This window comes from Gemmobacter sp., assembly GCF_016792925.1.
Lineage (GTDB): Bacteria > Pseudomonadota > Alphaproteobacteria > Rhodobacterales > Rhodobacteraceae > Gemmobacter.
The window spans coordinates 1-16,718 of record NZ_JAEULU010000095.1; the positions used below are offsets into that span (position 1 = coordinate 1).

14 protein-coding genes are annotated in these 16,718 nt (G+C 64.0%); 9 read left to right on the forward strand and 5 right to left on the reverse strand.

Annotated features, from left to right (window positions below; genetic code table 11):
• The 6 genes from JNN06_RS04840 to infB all read left to right on the forward strand — a co-directional run.
• On the forward strand, window positions 1-372 hold a 372-nt coding region (locus tag JNN06_RS04840), incomplete at its 5' end, for a TspO/MBR family protein (protein WP_291238461.1).
• Between the two features lie 151 nt (window positions 373-523).
• The gene (locus JNN06_RS04845) at window positions 524-1,501 is read left to right on the forward strand and encodes a TerC family protein (RefSeq protein WP_291238462.1); all 978 of its coding nucleotides are present in this window, start codon (window positions 524-526) and stop codon (window positions 1,499-1,501) included.
• Between the two features lie 186 nt (window positions 1,502-1,687).
• Window positions 1,688-2,299 carry a ribosome maturation factor RimP gene (rimP, locus tag JNN06_RS04850; protein WP_291238463.1) on the forward strand — a complete coding sequence of 204 codons (612 nt, stop codon included), beginning with the start codon at window positions 1,688-1,690 and terminating at the stop codon, window positions 2,297-2,299.
• A 26-nt stretch (window positions 2,300-2,325) separates the two neighbouring features.
• Window positions 2,326-3,942, forward strand: a complete 1,617-nt coding sequence (gene nusA, locus JNN06_RS04855) for a transcription termination factor NusA (RefSeq protein WP_291238464.1) — start codon at window positions 2,326-2,328, stop codon at window positions 3,940-3,942.
• A gap of 2 nt (window positions 3,943-3,944) precedes the next feature.
• The gene (locus JNN06_RS04860; protein ID WP_291238465.1) at window positions 3,945-4,592 is read left to right on the forward strand and encodes an RNA-binding protein; all 648 of its coding nucleotides are present in this window, start codon (window positions 3,945-3,947) and stop codon (window positions 4,590-4,592) included.
• On the forward strand, window positions 4,589-7,219 hold the full coding sequence (infB, locus tag JNN06_RS04865) for a translation initiation factor IF-2 (protein WP_291238466.1): 2,631 nt from the start codon (window positions 4,589-4,591) through the stop codon (window positions 7,217-7,219). Before JNN06_RS04860 ends, infB begins: the two co-directional genes overlap by 4 nt.
• 138 nt (window positions 7,220-7,357) lie before the next feature.
• Here the strand turns inward: infB and JNN06_RS04870 are convergent, their stop codons facing one another.
• The 4 genes from JNN06_RS04870 to JNN06_RS04885 form a co-directional block, all read right to left on the reverse strand.
• Window positions 7,358-7,498 carry a hypothetical protein gene (locus JNN06_RS04870; protein WP_291238467.1) on the reverse strand — a complete coding sequence of 47 codons (141 nt, stop codon included), beginning with the start codon at window positions 7,496-7,498 and terminating at the stop codon, window positions 7,358-7,360.
• A 108-nt stretch (window positions 7,499-7,606) separates the two neighbouring features.
• Window positions 7,607-8,005: a (deoxy)nucleoside triphosphate pyrophosphohydrolase gene (locus JNN06_RS04875; RefSeq protein ID WP_291238468.1), complete on the reverse strand. Its 399-nt coding sequence runs from the start codon at window positions 8,003-8,005 to the stop codon at window positions 7,607-7,609.
• Between the two features lie 85 nt (window positions 8,006-8,090).
• Entirely contained in the window at window positions 8,091-9,461 is a 1,371-nt protein-coding gene (gene argJ, locus JNN06_RS04880) for a bifunctional glutamate N-acetyltransferase/amino-acid acetyltransferase ArgJ (protein ID WP_291238469.1), read from the reverse strand.
• Between the two features lie 21 nt (window positions 9,462-9,482).
• Complete coding sequence (locus JNN06_RS04885) at window positions 9,483-10,352, reverse strand: peptidylprolyl isomerase (RefSeq protein WP_291238470.1); 870 nt, start codon at window positions 10,350-10,352, stop codon at window positions 9,483-9,485.
• A 170-nt stretch (window positions 10,353-10,522) separates the two neighbouring features.
• On the opposite strand from JNN06_RS04885, the gene secA reads away from it, so the two are divergent.
• The 3 genes from secA to JNN06_RS04900 all read left to right on the forward strand — a co-directional run bounded on the left by secA (window position 10,523) and on the right by JNN06_RS04900 (window position 15,864).
• On the forward strand, window positions 10,523-13,234 hold the full coding sequence (secA, locus tag JNN06_RS04890; RefSeq protein ID WP_291238471.1) for a preprotein translocase subunit SecA: 2,712 nt from the start codon (window positions 10,523-10,525) through the stop codon (window positions 13,232-13,234).
• 129 nt (window positions 13,235-13,363) lie between these two features.
• A complete protein-coding gene (locus JNN06_RS04895; protein ID WP_291238472.1) occupies window positions 13,364-14,329 on the forward strand; it encodes a hypothetical protein in 966 nt (321 codons plus the stop codon).
• 14 nt (window positions 14,330-14,343) lie between these two features.
• Complete coding sequence (locus tag JNN06_RS04900; RefSeq protein WP_291238473.1) at window positions 14,344-15,864, forward strand: phosphate ABC transporter substrate-binding/OmpA family protein; 1,521 nt, start codon at window positions 14,344-14,346, stop codon at window positions 15,862-15,864.
• On the opposite strand, the gene radC is transcribed toward JNN06_RS04900, so the two are convergent.
• Window positions 15,842-16,615, reverse strand: coding sequence for a DNA repair protein RadC (radC, locus tag JNN06_RS04905; RefSeq protein ID WP_291238474.1), 774 nt, complete (start codon window positions 16,613-16,615; stop codon window positions 15,842-15,844). The two genes, JNN06_RS04900 and radC, sit on opposite strands and share 23 nt — an antisense overlap.
• Between the last annotated feature and the right edge of the window lie 103 nt (window positions 16,616-16,718).

The window sequence follows — 16,718 nt, forward strand, 5'->3', positions numbered from 1 at the left end:
GACTGGCGCCCGAAGAACTGGATGTTCCCGGCCGCCTGGACCACGATCTACCTGCTGTCGAGCCTCGCCGCCACGCGGATCGCGGCGCTGCCGGGCAATGGCTTTGCCATGGGATTCTGGGCCTTGCAGATTGCGCTGAACACGCTGTGGACCCCGACCTTTTTTGGCGCCCGGCGGATGGGGTTTTCGGTGGTGGTGATGGGCGCGCTGTGTTTCGCCGTGCTGGGGATGCTGTGGACGTTCTGGGGGCTGGATGGCTGGGCCTTCCTGCTGATCCTGCCCTATGCCGCCTGGCTTTCGCTGGCGGCGCCGCTGAACTGGCGGGTCTGGCGCGACAATCCCGGCGCCGCTTTCCGCGCGCCGGGGGCTTGAAAGATCACATTCGCGTCATATCTGTGAGGGGCGGACCGGGCCCCTCTGGCGATATTGTCATATCGTGATGTCGGACCGCATCGAGAACAAAACTCGATGTCAGCCCGGACGTGATGACGGCTGACCTCGTTGGGGAACTTGAGAGGTCATAATGGAATTCCTCGAATTGCTATGGTTGGGCAAGCCCGTCTGGATGTGGCTTGTCTTCATTTCCATCGTCCTGACATTGCTGGTGCTGGACCTTGGCGTCTTCCACAAGGAAGACCACGAAATCGGCGTGGCCGAGAGCCTGAAAATGTCGGCCTTCTATATTGCGCTCGGGCTGGGCTTTTCGGGCTTTGTGTGGTGGCAGATCGGCCCCACCGAAACGGCGCAATACCTGACGGCCTTCGTGGTGGAAAAGACGCTGGCGCTGGACAATATCTTTGTCATTGCGCTGATCTTCGGCTTTTTCGCGGTGCCGCGCCAGTATCAGCACCGGGTGCTGTTCTGGGGTATCCTGGGCGTGATCGTGCTGCGCGGCATCATGATCGGGCTGGGTGCCACCATCGTCGCGCAATATCACTGGGTGCTGTATATCTTTGCCGTCTTCCTGATCCTGACCGGGATCAAGATGCTCTTTTCCTCCGAAAAAGAGCCGGACCTGCACGCCAACCCGTTGCTGCGGTTTCTGAAAAATCGGTTTCATGTCACGGATGACCTGCATGGCCACGACTTTTTCGTGAAGAAACCGCATCCTGAAACCGGCAAGCTGGTGCGTTATGCCACGCCGCTGTTTCTGGCGCTGGTGATGATCGAATTTGCCGACCTGATCTTTGCGGTGGATTCGGTGCCTGCCGTCTTCACCATCACCACCGACCCGTTCATCGTCTATACCTCGAACATCTTCGCCATTCTGGGCCTGCGAGCGCTGTATTTCGCGCTGGCTGCGATTTTGCACCGCTTTGCCTATCTGAAATATGCGCTGTCGATCCTGCTGGTGTTCATCGGCTCCAAGATCTTCATCGCCGATCTGATGGGCTGGGAGAAATTCCCGCCGGCCTGGTCGCTGGGCATCACCTTTGCCCTTCTGGGTGCGGGCGTGCTGGTTTCACTGTGGAAGACCAAGGACAAACCCGCCGAGGCCTGACCCAAGGGCCTGACCCGAAGCAAGGCGCATGGCCCCGGCCATGCGCCTTTGCGCCAGAAGCCTTGCAATCCTGGGGCATCTTCGCTATATCCCCTTCAACAGAGGCGCTTGCGGGTCCAAACCGGAAGCCCACCGAATGATGCAAACGGGCCCTGTGAGCCCGTTTTTTGTTTTTGGAACCAAGGCATGACCGATCTCATCGCCAAGACCGCCATCGACCGGCGACTCGCCGATATCATCGCCCCCGTCATCGAGGGGCTGGGGTTTGAACTGGTGCGCATCCGCCTGATGGGCGGCAAGACGCGCACGCTGCAAATCATGGTGGATCGCCCCGATGGCGGCATCGAGGTGGACGAATGCGCCGCCTGCTCCACCGCGATCTCTGCCGTGATGGACGTGGAAGACCCCATCGAGGACAATTATATCCTTGAAGTGTCCTCGCCCGGCATCGACCGGCCGCTGACCCGGTTGAAGGATTTCGACATGTGGGTCGATTACGAGGCCCGGCTGGAAACCACCGAGCTGATCGACGGCCGCCGCCGGTTCAAGGGCGTGCTGCAAGGCACCGAAGGCGACGAGGTGCTGATCGAGATCGAGGAAGGCGGCGAGACGCTGACCATCGGTCTGCAATTCGACTGGCTGTCGGATGCCAAGCTGCTGCTGACCGACGAGCTGATCGCCGAGGTTCTGCGCCAGCGCAAGGAATCCGGCGTGATCGACGAATCGAAGTTCGACGAGATCGAAGAAACCGAAGGCGACGAGGATGAAGACCTCGAAGCTCCCGCGACCAAACACTGACCGACACAAAGGCCAAGAGGACAATCATGGCGATTACGTCTGCGAACCAGCTGGAACTGCTGCAAACCGCCGAGGCGGTGGCGCGGGAAAAGATGATCGACCCGGATCTGGTGATTCAGGCCATGGAGGAAAGCCTCGCGCGCGCCGCGAAGTCGCGCTACGGCTCGGAACTCGACATCCGTGTGAAGATCGACCGCAAGACCGGCCGCGCCACCTTTGCCCGTATCCGCACCGTGGTGGCCGATGAGGAATTCGAGAACCACCACGCCCAGCTGACGGTGAAACAGGCGAAATCCTACCTCGCCAACCCGCAACTGGGCGACGAGGTGATCGACGAGGTTCCGCCGGTCGATCTGGGCCGCATCGCCGCGCAAAGCGCCAAGCAGGTGATCCTGCAAAAGGTGCGCGAGGCCGAGCGGGATCGTCAGTTCGACGAATTCAAGGATCGCAAGGGCACCATCATCAATGGCGTGGTGAAGCGCGAGGAATATGGCAACCTGATCGTCGACATCGGCCGGGGCGAAGGCATCCTGCGCCGCAACGAAAAGATCGGCCGCGAATCCTATCGCCCGAATGACCGCATCCGCTGCTATGTGAAAGACGTGCGCCGCGAGACCCGTGGCCCGCAGGTCTTCCTGTCGCGCACCGATCCGCAGTTCATGGCCGAGCTGTTCAAGATGGAAGTGCCGGAAATCTATGACGGCATCATCGAGATCAAGGCCGTGGCCCGTGACCCCGGCTCGCGCGCGAAAATCGCCGTCATCAGCTTTGACAACTCCATCGACCCGGTCGGCGCCTGCGTCGGTATGCGCGGCAGCCGCGTGCAGGCCGTGGTGAACGAGCTGCAAGGCGAAAAGATCGACATCATCCCGTGGAATGCCGATACCGCCACCTTCCTGGTGAACGCGCTGCAACCGGCCGAAGTGTCGAAAGTGGTGTTCGATGAGGAGGCCGGCAAGATCGAGGTGGTGGTGCCCGATGAGCAGCTCTCGCTCGCCATCGGCCGTCGTGGCCAGAACGTGCGTCTGGCCTCGCAGCTGACCGCGCTGGACATCGACATCATGACCGAGGCCGAGGAATCGGCCCGCCGTCAGGCCGAATTCGCCGAGCGCACCAAACTCTTCATGGATGCCCTTGATATCGACGAGATGATGGCCCAACTTCTGGTGGCCGAAGGCTTTACCAATCTGGAAGAAGTCGCCTATGTCGATCAGGACGAATTGCTGTCCATCGACGGATTCGATGAAGGCACGGCGGCAGAGCTTCAGGCCCGCGCCCGCGATGTGATCGAGGAACAGAACCGCAAGGCCATCGAGACCGCGCGCGAGCTGGGGGTTGAGGACAGCCTGTTCAACTTTGAAGGTCTGACGCCCCAGATGATCGAGGCGCTGGCCAAGGACGGCATCAAGACGCTGGAAGATTTCGCCACCTGCGCCGATTGGGAACTGGCAGGCGGCTGGACCACCGAAAATGGCCAGCGCAAGAAAGACGACGGCGTGCTGGAGAAATTCGAGATGACGCTGGACGAGGCGCAGACCCTGATCATGACCGCCCGCGTCATGCTGGGCTGGGTCGACCCGACCGAGCTGGAGGCTGATGTGGCCGAAGACGAGGCCGAGGGCGACGAGGAGGCCGAGGCCTGAACATGACACGCGGTGGCCGCAAGGACGACAGCGAAGGCCCGGAACGGAGATGTATCGTTTCGGGCGAGGTTGGGCCGAAATCGGGCCTGATCCGCTTTGTCGCGGCCCCCGATGGCACCGTGTTGCCCGATCTTCTGGGCAAATTGCCGGGCCGGGGCTTCTGGGTGACCAGCAGCCGCGAGGCCCTGGATCGTGCGGCGGCGAAGGGGCTTTTCTCCCGCGCGGCCCGCGCCAGGGTGACGCCGCCCGCCGAACTGGCTGACCTCATCGAGGCGATGCTGGCGAAACGGGTGGTCGAACTGCTGAGCCTCGCCCGCAAGGCGGGGCTGGCGGTGACGGGATATGAGAAGGTGAAGGGGTGGCTGGTGGATGGCTCGGCAAAGGTGCTGATCCAGGCCAGCGACGGGTCTGATCGCGGCAAGGCGAAGCTTCGCCCGCCCGCGAAAACGGGGCTGTTTATCGGGTGCCTGACCGGGCAGGAAATCGGTTTGGCATTTGGCCGCGAAAGTGCCATACACGGCGCGCTTGCGGCTGGTGGACTCAGCGACCGTGTTGTAGAGGAAGCGGCAAGGCTGGCAGGGCTCCGGGGTGGAGTTGCAGGCCAGCATGACGGCGGCGAGACCGCCGGAGAGGATACGAAGACGGTATGAGCGATACGGACGGTAAAAAACCCCTCGGTCTTGGTGGCGGCGCGGGCAAACGCCCCGGGCAGGTGAAGCAAAGCTTCAGCCATGGCCGCACCAATACGGTGGTGGTCGAAACCAAGCGCAAGCGCGTTGTGGTGCCGAAGCCGGGTGCCTCGGGCACGGCAGGCACGGGCACGGCTTCGCATCTGGGCGACCCGTCGAAACGCCCGGCGGGCATTTCCGATGCCGAGATGGAGCGCCGTCTGGCGGCCCTGAAGGCGGCCAAGGCCCGCGAGGCCGAGGATAACGCGCGCCGCGCCGAAGAGGAGCGCCAGCGCGAGGAAGATCGCCAGCGCCGCCGCGAGGAAATCGAGGCCAAGGAAGCCGAGGAGCGCGCCCGTCTGGCCGCTCTGAAGGCCAAGGCCGAAGAGGAAGAGCGTGCCGCCCGCGCCGAGGCCGAGGCCAAGGTGGCCGCCGCCGCGCAGCGCAAGGCCGATATTCTGGGCACCAAATCGCGCGCCCAGATCCAGCGCGAGCAGGAAGAGGCCCGCGCCGCTGCCGAGGCGGCAAAGCCTGCGGCTGCCCCGGCGCGTGCCGGCAAGGAAGCCGCCGCTGCGGCTCCGGCCCAGCCCGGCGAAGATCGCAGCGCCAAGACCGGCGCCGCCAATCCCGCTTCGGTCATGTCGCGCAAGACCGACCGCGAGCGCGAAGAGCGTGAGCGCAGCGCCAAGGCGAACAAGGGCGACGACGGCCGCCGCTCGGGCAAGCTGACGCTGACCGCCGCGCTGGATGGCGAAGGCGGGCGCACCCGCTCGCTGGCCTCGATGAAGCGTAAGCAGGAAAAGGCCCGCAACAAGGCACTTGGCTTCGGCCAGAAGGCCGAGAAGCAGGCGCGCGACGTGCAGCTGCCGGAAACCATCGTGGTCTCCGAACTGGCCAACCGGATGGCCGAACGGGCCGCCGATGTGGTCAAGGCGCTGATGAAGATGGGCATGCTGGTCAATATGAACCAGGCCATCGACGCCGACACCGCCGAGATCATCATCGAAGAATTCGGCCACCGTGCCGTCCGCGTCTCGGATGCGGACGTGGAGCAGGTGATCGACACCGTTGAGGACAAGGCCGACGACCTGCAATCGCGCCCGCCGATCGTTACGATCATGGGCCATGTCGACCATGGCAAGACCTCGCTCTTGGACGCGATCCGCAAGACCAATGTGGTCACCGGCGAAGCCGGTGGCATCACGCAGCATATCGGCGCCTATCAGGTGAAAACCCCGAATGGCGCCGTGGTGTCCTTCCTCGACACGCCCGGCCACGCAGCCTTCACCAGCATGCGCGCCCGTGGCGCCCAGGTGACGGATATCGTGGTGCTGGTGGTGGCGGCGGATGACGCCGTGATGCCGCAGACGGTCGAGGCGATCAACCACGCCAAGGCCGCCAAGGTGCCGATGATCATCGCGATCAACAAATGCGACAAGCCCGGCGCGAACCCGCAAAAGGTGCGCACCGACCTGCTGCAACATGAGGTCGTCGTCGAGGCGATGTCGGGTGACGTGCAGGATGTCGAGGTTTCGGCCAAGACCGGCATGGGCCTGGACAACCTGCTGGAAGCCATCGCGCTGCAAGCCGAGATCCTGGAGCTGAAAGCCAACCCGAACCGCGCGGCGGCCGGGGCGGTGATCGAGGCCAAGCTGGATGTGGGCCGTGGCCCGGTGGCGACGGTTCTGGTGCAGAACGGCACGCTGAAGCGCGGCGACATCTTTGTCGTGGGCGAACAGTGGGGCAAGGTGCGCGCCCTGATCAACGACAAGGGCGAGCGCGTCGACGAGGCAGGCCCCTCGGTTCCGGTCGAGGTTCTGGGTCTGAACGGCGCGCCGCAAGCGGGTGACGTGCTGAACGTGGTCGAAACCGAGGCGCAGGCGCGCGAAATCGCGGATTACCGCGAGAAAGCCGCCAAGGACAAGCGCGCCGCCGCCGGGGCCGCCACCACGCTGGAACAGCTGATGGCGAAAGCCAAGGCCGACCTGAGCGTGGCCGAGCTGCCGGTGCTGGTGAAGGCCGATGTGCAGGGCTCTGCCGAGGCCATCGTGCAGGCGCTGGAGAAGATCGGCAATGCCGAGGTCCGCGTGCGGGTGCTGCATTACGGCGTGGGCGCGATCACCGATTCGGATGTGAACCTCGCCGAGGCCAGCAAGGCCCCGATCATCGCCTTCAACGTCCGGGCCAATGCCACGGCGCGCAGCTCTGCCCAGCAGAAGGGCGTCGACATCCGCTATTACTCGATCATCTATGACCTGATCGACGACATCAAGGCGGCGGCCTCGGGCCTGTTGAAGGCCGAAGTGCGCGAAACCTTCATCGGTTATGCGCAGATCAAAGAGGTCTTCAAGGTCACCGGCGTCGGCATGGTGGCGGGCTGTATCGTCACCGAAGGCGTGGCGCGCCGCTCGGCGGGCGTGCGTCTGCTGCGCGAGAATGTGGTGATCCACGAGGGCACGCTGAAGACGCTGAAACGCTTCAAGGACGAGGTGAAGGAAGTCATCTCGGGTCAGGAATGCGGGATGGCCTTCGAGCGCTACGAAGACATTCGCCAGGGCGATGTGATCGAGATCTTCGAGCGCGAGGAAGTGCAGCGCACCCTCGCCTGATCGGTGTCGGAATTTGGAAAAGGCCGGGCTTTTGCCCGGCCTTTTGCTTTGGCGAAGCGCGGCCGGGTGCGGCAATGGCAATGGTAAAGACAAAGGCCGGGCATTGGGCCCGGCCTTGTCGTTGCGCGATGCGGCGGCTCAGTGCGGGCGGGCCGCAGAAATCGGATAGCCGGTGAAGGTCTTGTCATCCACGCGGACGGTCATCTTGCCGTCGCTGGTGGTGCCCACAAGGATCCCCTGCACCGAGATGCAAGACCCCAGAGAAATCGTGCGCAGCATGTGTTCCCCCCTCATTGCTGTTTGCAACCTCAGGATGCCCACGATCGGTTAAAAAAGGAACAACAAAAACGCGATCCGCAGTGGCAGGGAACCAAAAAATCCGGGCTGTCAGAGCCAGTCCCGCAGGATCGGCAACAGCGGCAGATCGGCGGGGGGCATCGGATAATCGGCCAGTTTGTTGGCGCGGACCCAGGCGATTCGCTGCCCTTCGACACCCATCGGCACGCCCTCCCAGCGGCGGCAGGCGTAAAGCGGCATGAGCAGGTGGAAATCCTCATAGGCATGGCTGGCGAAGGTCAGCGGTGCGAGGCAGGATTTCCAGGTGTCGATGCCCAGTTCCTCTTTCAGTTCGCGGATCAGGCAAGCCTCGGGCGATTCGCCGGGCTCCACCTTGCCGCCCGGAAATTCCCAAAGCCCGGCCAGCGATTTGCCCTCGGGGCGCTGCGCCAGCAGCACGCGGCCATCGGCGTCGATCAGGGCCACGGCGGCGACGAGGAGGAGTTTCATGGCAGGCGCTCCGCTGGTGGCAGGCCCCGGGGGACTTCATGTCCCCCGGACCCCCTGTGGGATATTTTTGAACAGAAAATGACGATCAGGAGCGATAGTCGGCGTTGATCTCGATGTAGCGGCTGGTGAGGTCGCAGGTCCAGATCGTGCGTTTGCCGCGCCCAAGGCCGAGATCGACGCTGATGACAAGGTTTTGCTGTTTCATATAGGCGGCGCCCGCCTCTTCGCTGTAGCTGGGCGCGCGCCAGCCGTTTTCGGCCACAAGGATGTCACCAAAGCTGATGCGCAGCTTGTCGCGTTCGGCTTCGGCGCCGGATTTGCCGATGGCGGCAACGATGCGGCCCCAGTTCGGGTCCTCGCCCGCGACGGCAGTTTTCACCAGCGGGCTGTCGGCGATGGCCTTGCCAACGCGCAGCGCATCTTCGGGGCTGGCGGCGCCGGTGACGCGGATTTCCACGAATTTGGTGGCGCCTTCGCCATCGCGCACGACCTGTTGCGCCAGATCCAGCATGACGCCCCGCAGCGCGGCTTCAAACGCCTTCAGCACCGGGCCGGTTTTCACCTCTGCTGCCGGGCTTTGGCCGGTGGCGGCGATCAGCAGCGTGTCGGAGGTCGAGGTGTCGCTGTCGACGGTGATGGAGTTGAAGGTCTCATCGGTATTGCGCGCCAGCAGGCTTTGCAATTTGGCCGGGGCGATTTTCGCGTCGGTGAAGATATAGACCAGCATCGTCGCCATATCCGGCGCGATCATGCCCGAGCCTTTGGCAATGCCCGAGATATGGATCAGGCCGCCTTCGCCCTCGATCACCGCGCTGGCGCCTTTGGGGAAGGTGTCGGTGGTCATGATGGCCTCGGCGGCCATCTGGATGCCATCCTCGCGCAGGTCGGCGGCGAGGGCGGGCAGCACGGCGGTGATCTTCTCGAAGGGCAGTGGCTCGCCGATCACGCCGGTGGAGGAGGAGAAGACGCGGCTTGCAGGCACGCCGGTGGCAAGGGCGGCGGCGCCGGTCACCTCGGCCACGGCCTTGTCCCCCACGGCGCCGGTGAAGGCGTTGGAATTGCCCGAATTCACCACAATCGCGGCGCCGGCATCGGCGGGGGCTTTCAGGGCCAGTTTGCTCTGGCAATCGCGCACGCAACCCGAGCGGGTCGAGGAGCGGGTGAAGACCCCGGCCATGGCGGTGCCGGGGGCCAGATGCACCAGCATCACATCGCGGCGGTTCTGATACTTGATGCCCGCGCCGATGGCGGCGAAGGCGGCGCCCTTGATGATGGGCAGGGTGGGGAAGGCGGCCGGGGCCAGCGGCGAGACGGGCTTGGCGGGCTTCACCGCCGCCGCGACCGTCTCGACCACGCCATCGCGCAGCTGATCGAGTTCCGAGGTCAGCGCCTCGACCTTTTTCTTCAGCTTTTTCTTCAGCGCCTTGGCTTCGGCTTTCCAGTCGGTCTTGGCCATGGGCCGCCCTCCTCCGAGAGATTACTTGTCCAGAAGGGTTTCATCCTTCAACAGCGCCGGGTCAAGGGCCGCGCCGGGCTTTTCAACCTTGGCGGCCTTGGTCAGCGCCTCGACCTGGGCGGCGACGGCCTTTTGCTCCAGCTCGGCGGCCAGTTCGTCGCGCACGTCATCCAGCGCGGGCTTGCCGGCCTCGCGGGTTTCGATGAGCTGGATCAGGTGAAAGCCGAAATCGGTTTTCACCGGGCCTTTCATCTCGCCCGCCTTCATCGCAGTCACGGCATCCTCGAAGGGCTTCACCATCATGCCGGGGCCAAACCAGCCCAGATCGCCGCCAGAGGCCGCGGTGCCATCGGTGCCATGGGTCTTGGCCGCATCGGCAAACAGCACGCCGCCCTCGATCTGTTTCTTGATCTCATTGGCCTTTTCCTCGCTATCCACGAGGATATGGGCGGCGTGATATTCGGTGCCGGGTTTGAAATCCTTGAACTTCTCGTCATAGGCCGCTTGCAGCGCCGCATCGGTGACGGCGGTTTTCACGATCGCCTCCAGCGCGAAGGCCGAGATCGCCGAGCGTTGGTCATTGGCCAGCTGGATCTCCTGGCGCTTGGTCAGCTTGCCTTCGGTATCCTGCGCCAGCGCGGTCTGCTGCACCAGCTGATCCAGGATGCCGTTGAACAGCACATCATCGGGCAGCTGCTGATATTGCGGCGGCAGGCTGGCGCGGGTGGCGATCATCTGGCCCAGCGTGATCTCGGTGCCATTCACCGTTGCCACCACGGTTTCGGCGGTGGTTTCGGCCCGCAGCGGCGCGGCCATCAGCGCCGAGAGCGCCACGGCGCCCAGGAATGTCGTCATTTTCGCCATGATCACCGTCTCCTGATCGGGCGCCATACTGCGCCGCGTTGACTTGGGCGTCAGGCCCCCTTACATCGCGAAGGTCGCGCGAGACGGGGCACCTTTCCGCGCCTTTCCGGGTTCTTCTATGAAAGCTGGGTGAGGCGGGCAAGGGCCAGACGCCTGAAGCCTCGCACGATCCTGTCATAAAGACCTGCGGAGAAAACATGCTTGGTCTCGGAACGCTCGCGCGGAAGGTGTTTGGAACGCCGAACGACCGCAAGGTGAAATCGGTGCGCCCGCTGGTGGCGAAGATCAACGCGCTGGAGCCGGAGTTTCAGGCGCTGTCGGATGAGGGGCTGATCGCCCGCACCCGCGCCCTGCAAGAGCGCGTGCAGGTCAAGGGCGAAAGCCTTGACAGCATCCTGCCAGAGGCCTTTGCCAATTGCCGTGAAGGCGCACGCCGGGCGCTTGGCCTGCGCGCCTTTGATGTGCAGCTGAAGGCGGGCATCTTCCTGCATCAGGGCAATATCGCCGAGATGAAGACCGGCGAGGGCAAGACCCTGATGGCCACTTTCCCCGCCTATCTCAATGCCTTGGCGGGCAAGGGCGTGCATGTCGTCACGGTGAATGATTACCTCGCCAAGCGTGATGCCGAATGGATGGGCAAGGTTTATGCGCAACTGGGCCTGACCTGCGGGGTGGTTTACCCCTATCAGCCCGAGGGCGAGAAACACGCCGCCTATCGCTGCGACATCACCTATGCCACGAATAACGAGCTGGGTTTCGACTATCTGCGCGACAATATGAAAAGCAGCGTCGAGGAGATGAACCAGCGCGGCCATTTCTTCGCCATCGTCGACGAGGTGGACAGCATCCTGATCGACGAGGCGCGCACGCCGTTGATCATCTCTGGCCCCAGCCAGGACCGCAGCGACCTGTATATGCAGGTGGATGCGATGATGCCGGAAATCCTGCCCGAGCATTTCAAGCTGGATGAGAAGGCCCGCAGCGCCACCTTCACCGAGGAAGGCAATGAATTTGCCGAGGTGCGGCTGCGCCAGCTGGGCCTCTTGCCCGATGACCAGACGCTCTATGACCCCGAAAGCACCACGCTGGTGCATCACCTCAATCAGGCCCTGCGCGCGCATAAACTGTTCCACAAGGATCAGAATTACATCGTGCGCGACGGCGAGGTGATGCTGATCGACGAATTCACCGGCCGCATGATGCGCGGGCGCCGCCTGTCCGATGGCTTGCATCAGGCCATCGAGGCCAAAGAAGGCGTGCAGATCCAGCCCGAGAACGTGACGCTGGCCTCTGTCACCTTCCAGAACTATTTCCGCCTTTACAATACCCTGGCGGGCATGACCGGCACGGCGCTGACCGAGGCTGATGAATTCATGGAAATCTACAAGCTGGGCGTGGTGGAGGTTCCGACCAACCGCCCGGTCCAGCGGCAGGATGACCACGATCAGGTTTACCGTTCGGCCCGCGAGAAATATGCAGGCATCGTCAAGGCGATCAAAGAGGCCAATGTGAAGGGCCAGCCGATCCTTGTCGGCACCACCTCCATCGAGAAATCCGAGATGCTGTCGGAGCTGCTGAAGGCCGAGGGCATCGCCCATAACGTGCTGAACGCCCGCCAGCACGAGCAGGAGGCGCAGATCGTCGCCGATGCCGGGCGGCTTGGCGCGGTGACCATCGCCACCAACATGGCCGGTCGCGGCACCGACATCAAACTGGGCGGCAATGTCGAATTCAAGGTGATGGAGGCGCTGGCCGCCACCCCCGACGCTCACCCCGATGAAATCCGCGCCCGGATCGAGGCCGAACACAAGGGCGAGGAGGAGGCCGTGAAGGCTGCCGGTGGCCTTTATGTGCTGGGCACCGAACGCCACGAAAGCCGCCGCATCGACAACCAGCTGCGCGGCCGTTCGGGCCGTCAGGGTGACCCGGGCCGCTCGTCCTTCTTCCTGTCGCTGGAAGACGACCTGATGCGTATTTTTGGCAGCGAGCGGCTGGATTCCGTGCTGTCGAAGCTGGGGATGAAGGAAGGCGAGGCCATCGTTCACCCCTGGGTCAACAAATCGCTGGAACGCGCGCAGGCCAAGGTCGAGGGACGCAACTTCGACATCCGCAAGCAATTGCTGAAATATGACGACGTGATGAACGACCAGCGCAAGGCGATCTTCAGCCAGCGCCTCGAGATCATGCAGGCCGAGGATCTTTCGGAAATCGCGCAGGACATGCGCTATCAGGTCATCGACGATCTGGTCGAAGAATTCATGCCCGCCCGCAGCTATCCCGACACCTGGAACGCCGCCGGGCTTTATGCGGCGGTCATCGAAAAGCTGGCGCTGGATGTGCCGGTGATCGACTGGGCCAAGGAAGAGGGCGTCGATCAGGATGTGATCCGCGAGCGTCTGGAAAAAGCCAGCGACGAGCGCATGGCCGCCAAGCTGGAGGCCTTTGGCCCCGAGACCATGCGCTCCATCGAGAAGCAGCTTTTGCTGCAAAGCATTGATGGCAAATGGCGCGAACACCTGCTGCGGCTTGAACATCTGCGCTCGGTCGTGGGCTTCCGTGGCTATGCGCAGCGCGATCCGCTGTCGGAATACAAGACCGAGGCCTTCGCGCTGTTTGAAACCATGCTGAACGGGCTGCGGCTGGATGTGACCGAGAAACTGGCGTTGATCCGCCCGGTCTCGCCCGAGGAACAGCAAGAGGCGATGGCGCGCTATCTGGCGCAGCAACAGGCGGCGCAGGCTGCCGTGGATGCGGCGGCGGCCAGCGGGTCGCATGAGGCGGTGGAGCATGTCGCGGCGCCCGGCTTTGTCGAGGCCGACCCCACGACCTGGGGCAACCCCTCGCGCAATGACCCCTGCCCCTGCGGGTCGGGCGAAAAGTTCAAGCATTGCCACGGCAGGCTGGTGTGATGGCGGGGGCTTCGGCCCCCGTTTTCCTTAGGTCTCCCTTGGTGCTTGCTGGAAACATTCCCCGCTTTTGCCACGCATTGGCCCCAATCGGCGGCTATCCCTTGGGCAAGTGACCCGTGGAGTCCTCCGATGAACACGCAACGCCGTCTTGCTCTTGCCGTTTCGCTACTGGCTGTTGGCCTTGGCGCCGGGCATCTGGTGCAAAGTCGTGCCGCCAAACCGGCCGCCCCGCCTGCGGTTGAGCCCGTGGCCGAGGCCGATCTGAAGCCGAAAAATGTGCAGCAACTGGCTGCGGGCAGCGATGATCTGGCCTCGCCGCTGTCGGTTCTGCCGCCGGTGGACGGGCTTGACCCGTTGCCCGCCGCGCCCGCGCTGAAACCGGCAGAGCCAAAGGTTGTCACCGCACCCAAGCCGGCGGCGCTTGCCGCGGCAGATTGCGACATGTCGCTGGATCTGCTGGCCGACAGCAATGCCATGATCGGCATCACCGTGATTGCGCCTTGCCGTCCCAATCAGCGCGTCATGGTCAAGCATGGCGGGCTGGCTGTCACCGGTAAGACTTCGGCCAGTGGCACCATGTTCATGAACCTGCCCGCGATGGAGGTTCAGGCCAGGATCGAACTGAGCTTCCCCGATGGTGAAAAGCTCGGCTCCACAGTCGAGATGCCGGAAGTGGCCGCCATGCAACGCTTTGCCGTGCAATGGCTGGAGCGGGACGCATTCCAGCTGCAAGCCTTTGAAAACGGTGCAGATTATGGCCAGCCAGGCCATGTGTCGGCTGTCAAGCCGCAGACGCCCGCCCCCGGTCTGGCCGCTCAGGGTGGTTTCGTCACGCTTCTGGGCGATGAAACGGTCGATCTGCCGATGTTGGCAGAAGTATACACTTTCCCGGCCAAGGGTGAGGCTGAGGTGCTGGTCGAGGCGGCGGTGACCCCCGAAACCTGCGGGCGCGAATTGCTGGGGGAAACGGTCAGCGCCGTCGGTGGCAAGATCTCCGTGTCAGAGCTGACGCTGGCCATGCCCGAATGTGAGGCTGCGGGTGACATTCTGGTCTTGAAAAACCTCGTGCCGGAGATGAAACTCGCCGCCAGGTAACTTGCAGGCCAGGCATGCGTTTGAAATTTTGGGGCGCGGCGGTTTTCGCCGCGCTGTCGCTTTTTGCGGTCAGCGCCGAGGCGCAGGATGTGACCTTGACGGCCCGCGACGGCTCGCTGTCCATCGACGGGCAGCTGATTTCCTTTGACGGCGAATTTTATCGGGTCGACAGCCGCTATGGCCCGCTGACGCTGGATGGTGAAGGCGTAATTTGTGATGGCCCCGGCTGCCCGGACCTGACCGCCACGCTGGCGGTGCTGCGCATCACCGGCGCGGCAGAGCCGGGGAATCGCCTGCTGCCCGGATTGTTCGAGGCCTATGCCCGCACGCGCGGCTTGCAGATCGTCACCGCGGCGGAGGGCAGGGGCTTTCGCAGCGAAATCACCGATCCCGGCACCGGGCAGGCGCTGGCCCAGATCAGTTTTGCCCCCGCCGCGCCCGAGGCTGCCCGCAATGCGCTGATGCGCGGCGAGGCCGATCTGGCCGTGGCCCTGACTGCCGACAAGGGCTTTGGCGCGCGGTCCATGGCCCTGGACGCGCTGATCCCGATCGTGGCGAAAGACAACACCCACCCGCGCATTTCCACCCCCGAGCTGGCAGCGGCCCTGTCGGGCAAGGTGAAAAACTGGAAAGAGCTGGGCGGGCCGGACATGCCGATTGCGCTTCATGCCTTGGCGGGCGACACCTCGCTGCAAGAGGCCCTGACAGCCCGGCTCGGGCGGCGCGTGGCTGCGGTGGCCGAACATGCCACGGCGGAGGAACTGGCCGAGGCCGTGGCCCGCGATCCTTGGGCGCTGGCCATCACCGGGCAGGCGGCCAAGGGCACAGCGCGGGTCTTGCCGCTGACCGATAGCTGCGGCTTCCCGCTGCTGCCCGGTCGCGCCTCGGTCAAGGCCGAGGATTATCCGCTGACCCTGCCGGTGCAGCTTTTGACCCCGCGCCGCCGCCTGCCCTTGTTCGCGCGCGAGTTTCTCGACTTTCTCGATCACCCCGCCGCGCAAGCGCCCATCGCGGCGGCCGGCTATATCGACCGCGCGCCGGAAACCACCCCCATGACGGCCGATGGTCTGCGCCTGCTGAACGCAATCAAGGGGGCGGGGCCGGATGTGCCGCTGAAGGAGCTGCAAGATCTGGCCGATGTCATGCGCGATTCGAGCCGCTCGTCGCTGACTTTCCGGTTTGAGGATGGCACGACACAGCTTGATTCCCGCTCGCGCGAGAATCTGGAGCTTTTGGCGCAGATGCTGGCTGTGGATGCGTTCCGGGGGCAAGAGGTGATCCTCGCTGGGTTTTCCGATGGGTCAGGCAGTGCAAGCGCCAATCTCGATCTGTCCGAAAGCCGGGCCATCGGTGTCGCCACCGCTCTGTCCGATCAGGTGGCGGACCTGCCGGACGGCACGCGGATGCCGCGCGTGATGCCCTTTGGCGAGGCGCTGCCCATGGCCTGCGACACCACAGCGGCGGGCCGCCGGGCCAATCGCCGGGTCGAGGTCTGGCTGCGCCCGCTGGCCGCTACAGATAGTGATGCGCCCTGAAGCTCAGTTCACGCTCCTTTCCGATGATGAGGTGGTCGTGCAGCACGATCCCCAACACCTCGGCGGCGTCGCGGATTTGCATGGTCATGCTGATATCGGCATCCGAAGGGGTCGGGTCGCCCGAGGGATGATTATGCACCAAGATCAAGGCGCTGGCGTTCAGTTCCAGCGCCCGTTTCACCACTTCACGCGGGTAGACCGGCACGTGATCCACCGTGCCGCGTGCCTGTTCCTCATCGGCGATCAGCACATTCTTGCGATCCAGAAACAGGATGCGGAACTGCTCGGTCTCGCGATGTGCCATGGCGGTGTGGCAGTAATCCAGCAGCGCATCCCAGCTTGACAGGATGGGGCGCTGCATCACCCGCGCCCGTGCCATGCGCTGCGCGGCGGCCTCGACGATCTTCAACTCTTGCACCACCGAATCGCCCACGCCCTTCACGGCGACCAGACGCGCCACCGGCGCCGTCACCACGCGGTTGAAATCGCCGAATGTATCCAGCAACAGCCGCGCCAGCGGCTTCACATCCTGCCGGGGGATGGCGCGGAACAGCAGCAGCTCCAGCAATTCATAATCCGGCATCGCCGCCGCGCCGCCCTCCATGAACCGGCTGCGCAGCCTTTTGCGGTGATCGCTGATATAAGAGGGCAACCGCCCCGGCAGCACGTCACCAAACGCTTCATCCTCCGCGCCTTCGGGGGCGAACAGGGGCAGGGGCGCTTCGGCAAAGGCGGGGCTGCGATGCTTCATCCCGCCAGCCTGCGACCCAAAGGTAAACGCGCGGTTAACCGCCCCCATTTTCTGTTCAAAAATATCCTCAGGGGGGAGGCCGAAGGCCGTGGGGGGCGCGAGC

Bases quoted from the DNA above. Each gene is read 5' to 3' on its own strand.
- JNN06_RS04875 (WP_291238468.1), bottom strand. From the start codon at position 8,005: ATGAAACTCCTCCTCGTCGCCGCCGTGGCCCTGATCGACGCCGATGGC.
- JNN06_RS04885 (WP_291238470.1), bottom strand. From the start codon at position 10,352: ATGGCGCCCGATCAGGAGACGGTGATCATGGCGAAAATGACGACATTC.
- infB (WP_291238466.1), top strand. From the start codon at position 4,589: ATGAGCGATACGGACGGTAAAAAACCCCTCGGTCTTGGTGGCGGCGCG.
- JNN06_RS04900 (WP_291238473.1), top strand. From the start codon at position 14,344: ATGCGTTTGAAATTTTGGGGCGCGGCGGTTTTCGCCGCGCTGTCGCTT.
- radC (WP_291238474.1), bottom strand. From the start codon at position 16,615: ATGAAGCATCGCAGCCCCGCCTTTGCCGAAGCGCCCCTGCCCCTGTTC.
- JNN06_RS04845 (WP_291238462.1), top strand. From the start codon at position 524: ATGGAATTCCTCGAATTGCTATGGTTGGGCAAGCCCGTCTGGATGTGG.
- nusA (WP_291238464.1), top strand. From the start codon at position 2,326: ATGGCGATTACGTCTGCGAACCAGCTGGAACTGCTGCAAACCGCCGAG.
- JNN06_RS04860 (WP_291238465.1), top strand. From the start codon at position 3,945: ATGACACGCGGTGGCCGCAAGGACGACAGCGAAGGCCCGGAACGGAGA.
- argJ (WP_291238469.1), bottom strand. From the start codon at position 9,461: ATGGCCAAGACCGACTGGAAAGCCGAAGCCAAGGCGCTGAAGAAAAAG.
- JNN06_RS04895 (WP_291238472.1), top strand. From the start codon at position 13,364: ATGAACACGCAACGCCGTCTTGCTCTTGCCGTTTCGCTACTGGCTGTT.
- JNN06_RS04870 (WP_291238467.1), bottom strand. From the start codon at position 7,498: ATGCTGCGCACGATTTCTCTGGGGTCTTGCATCTCGGTGCAGGGGATC.
- rimP (WP_291238463.1), top strand. From the start codon at position 1,688: ATGACCGATCTCATCGCCAAGACCGCCATCGACCGGCGACTCGCCGAT.
- secA (WP_291238471.1), top strand. From the start codon at position 10,523: ATGCTTGGTCTCGGAACGCTCGCGCGGAAGGTGTTTGGAACGCCGAAC.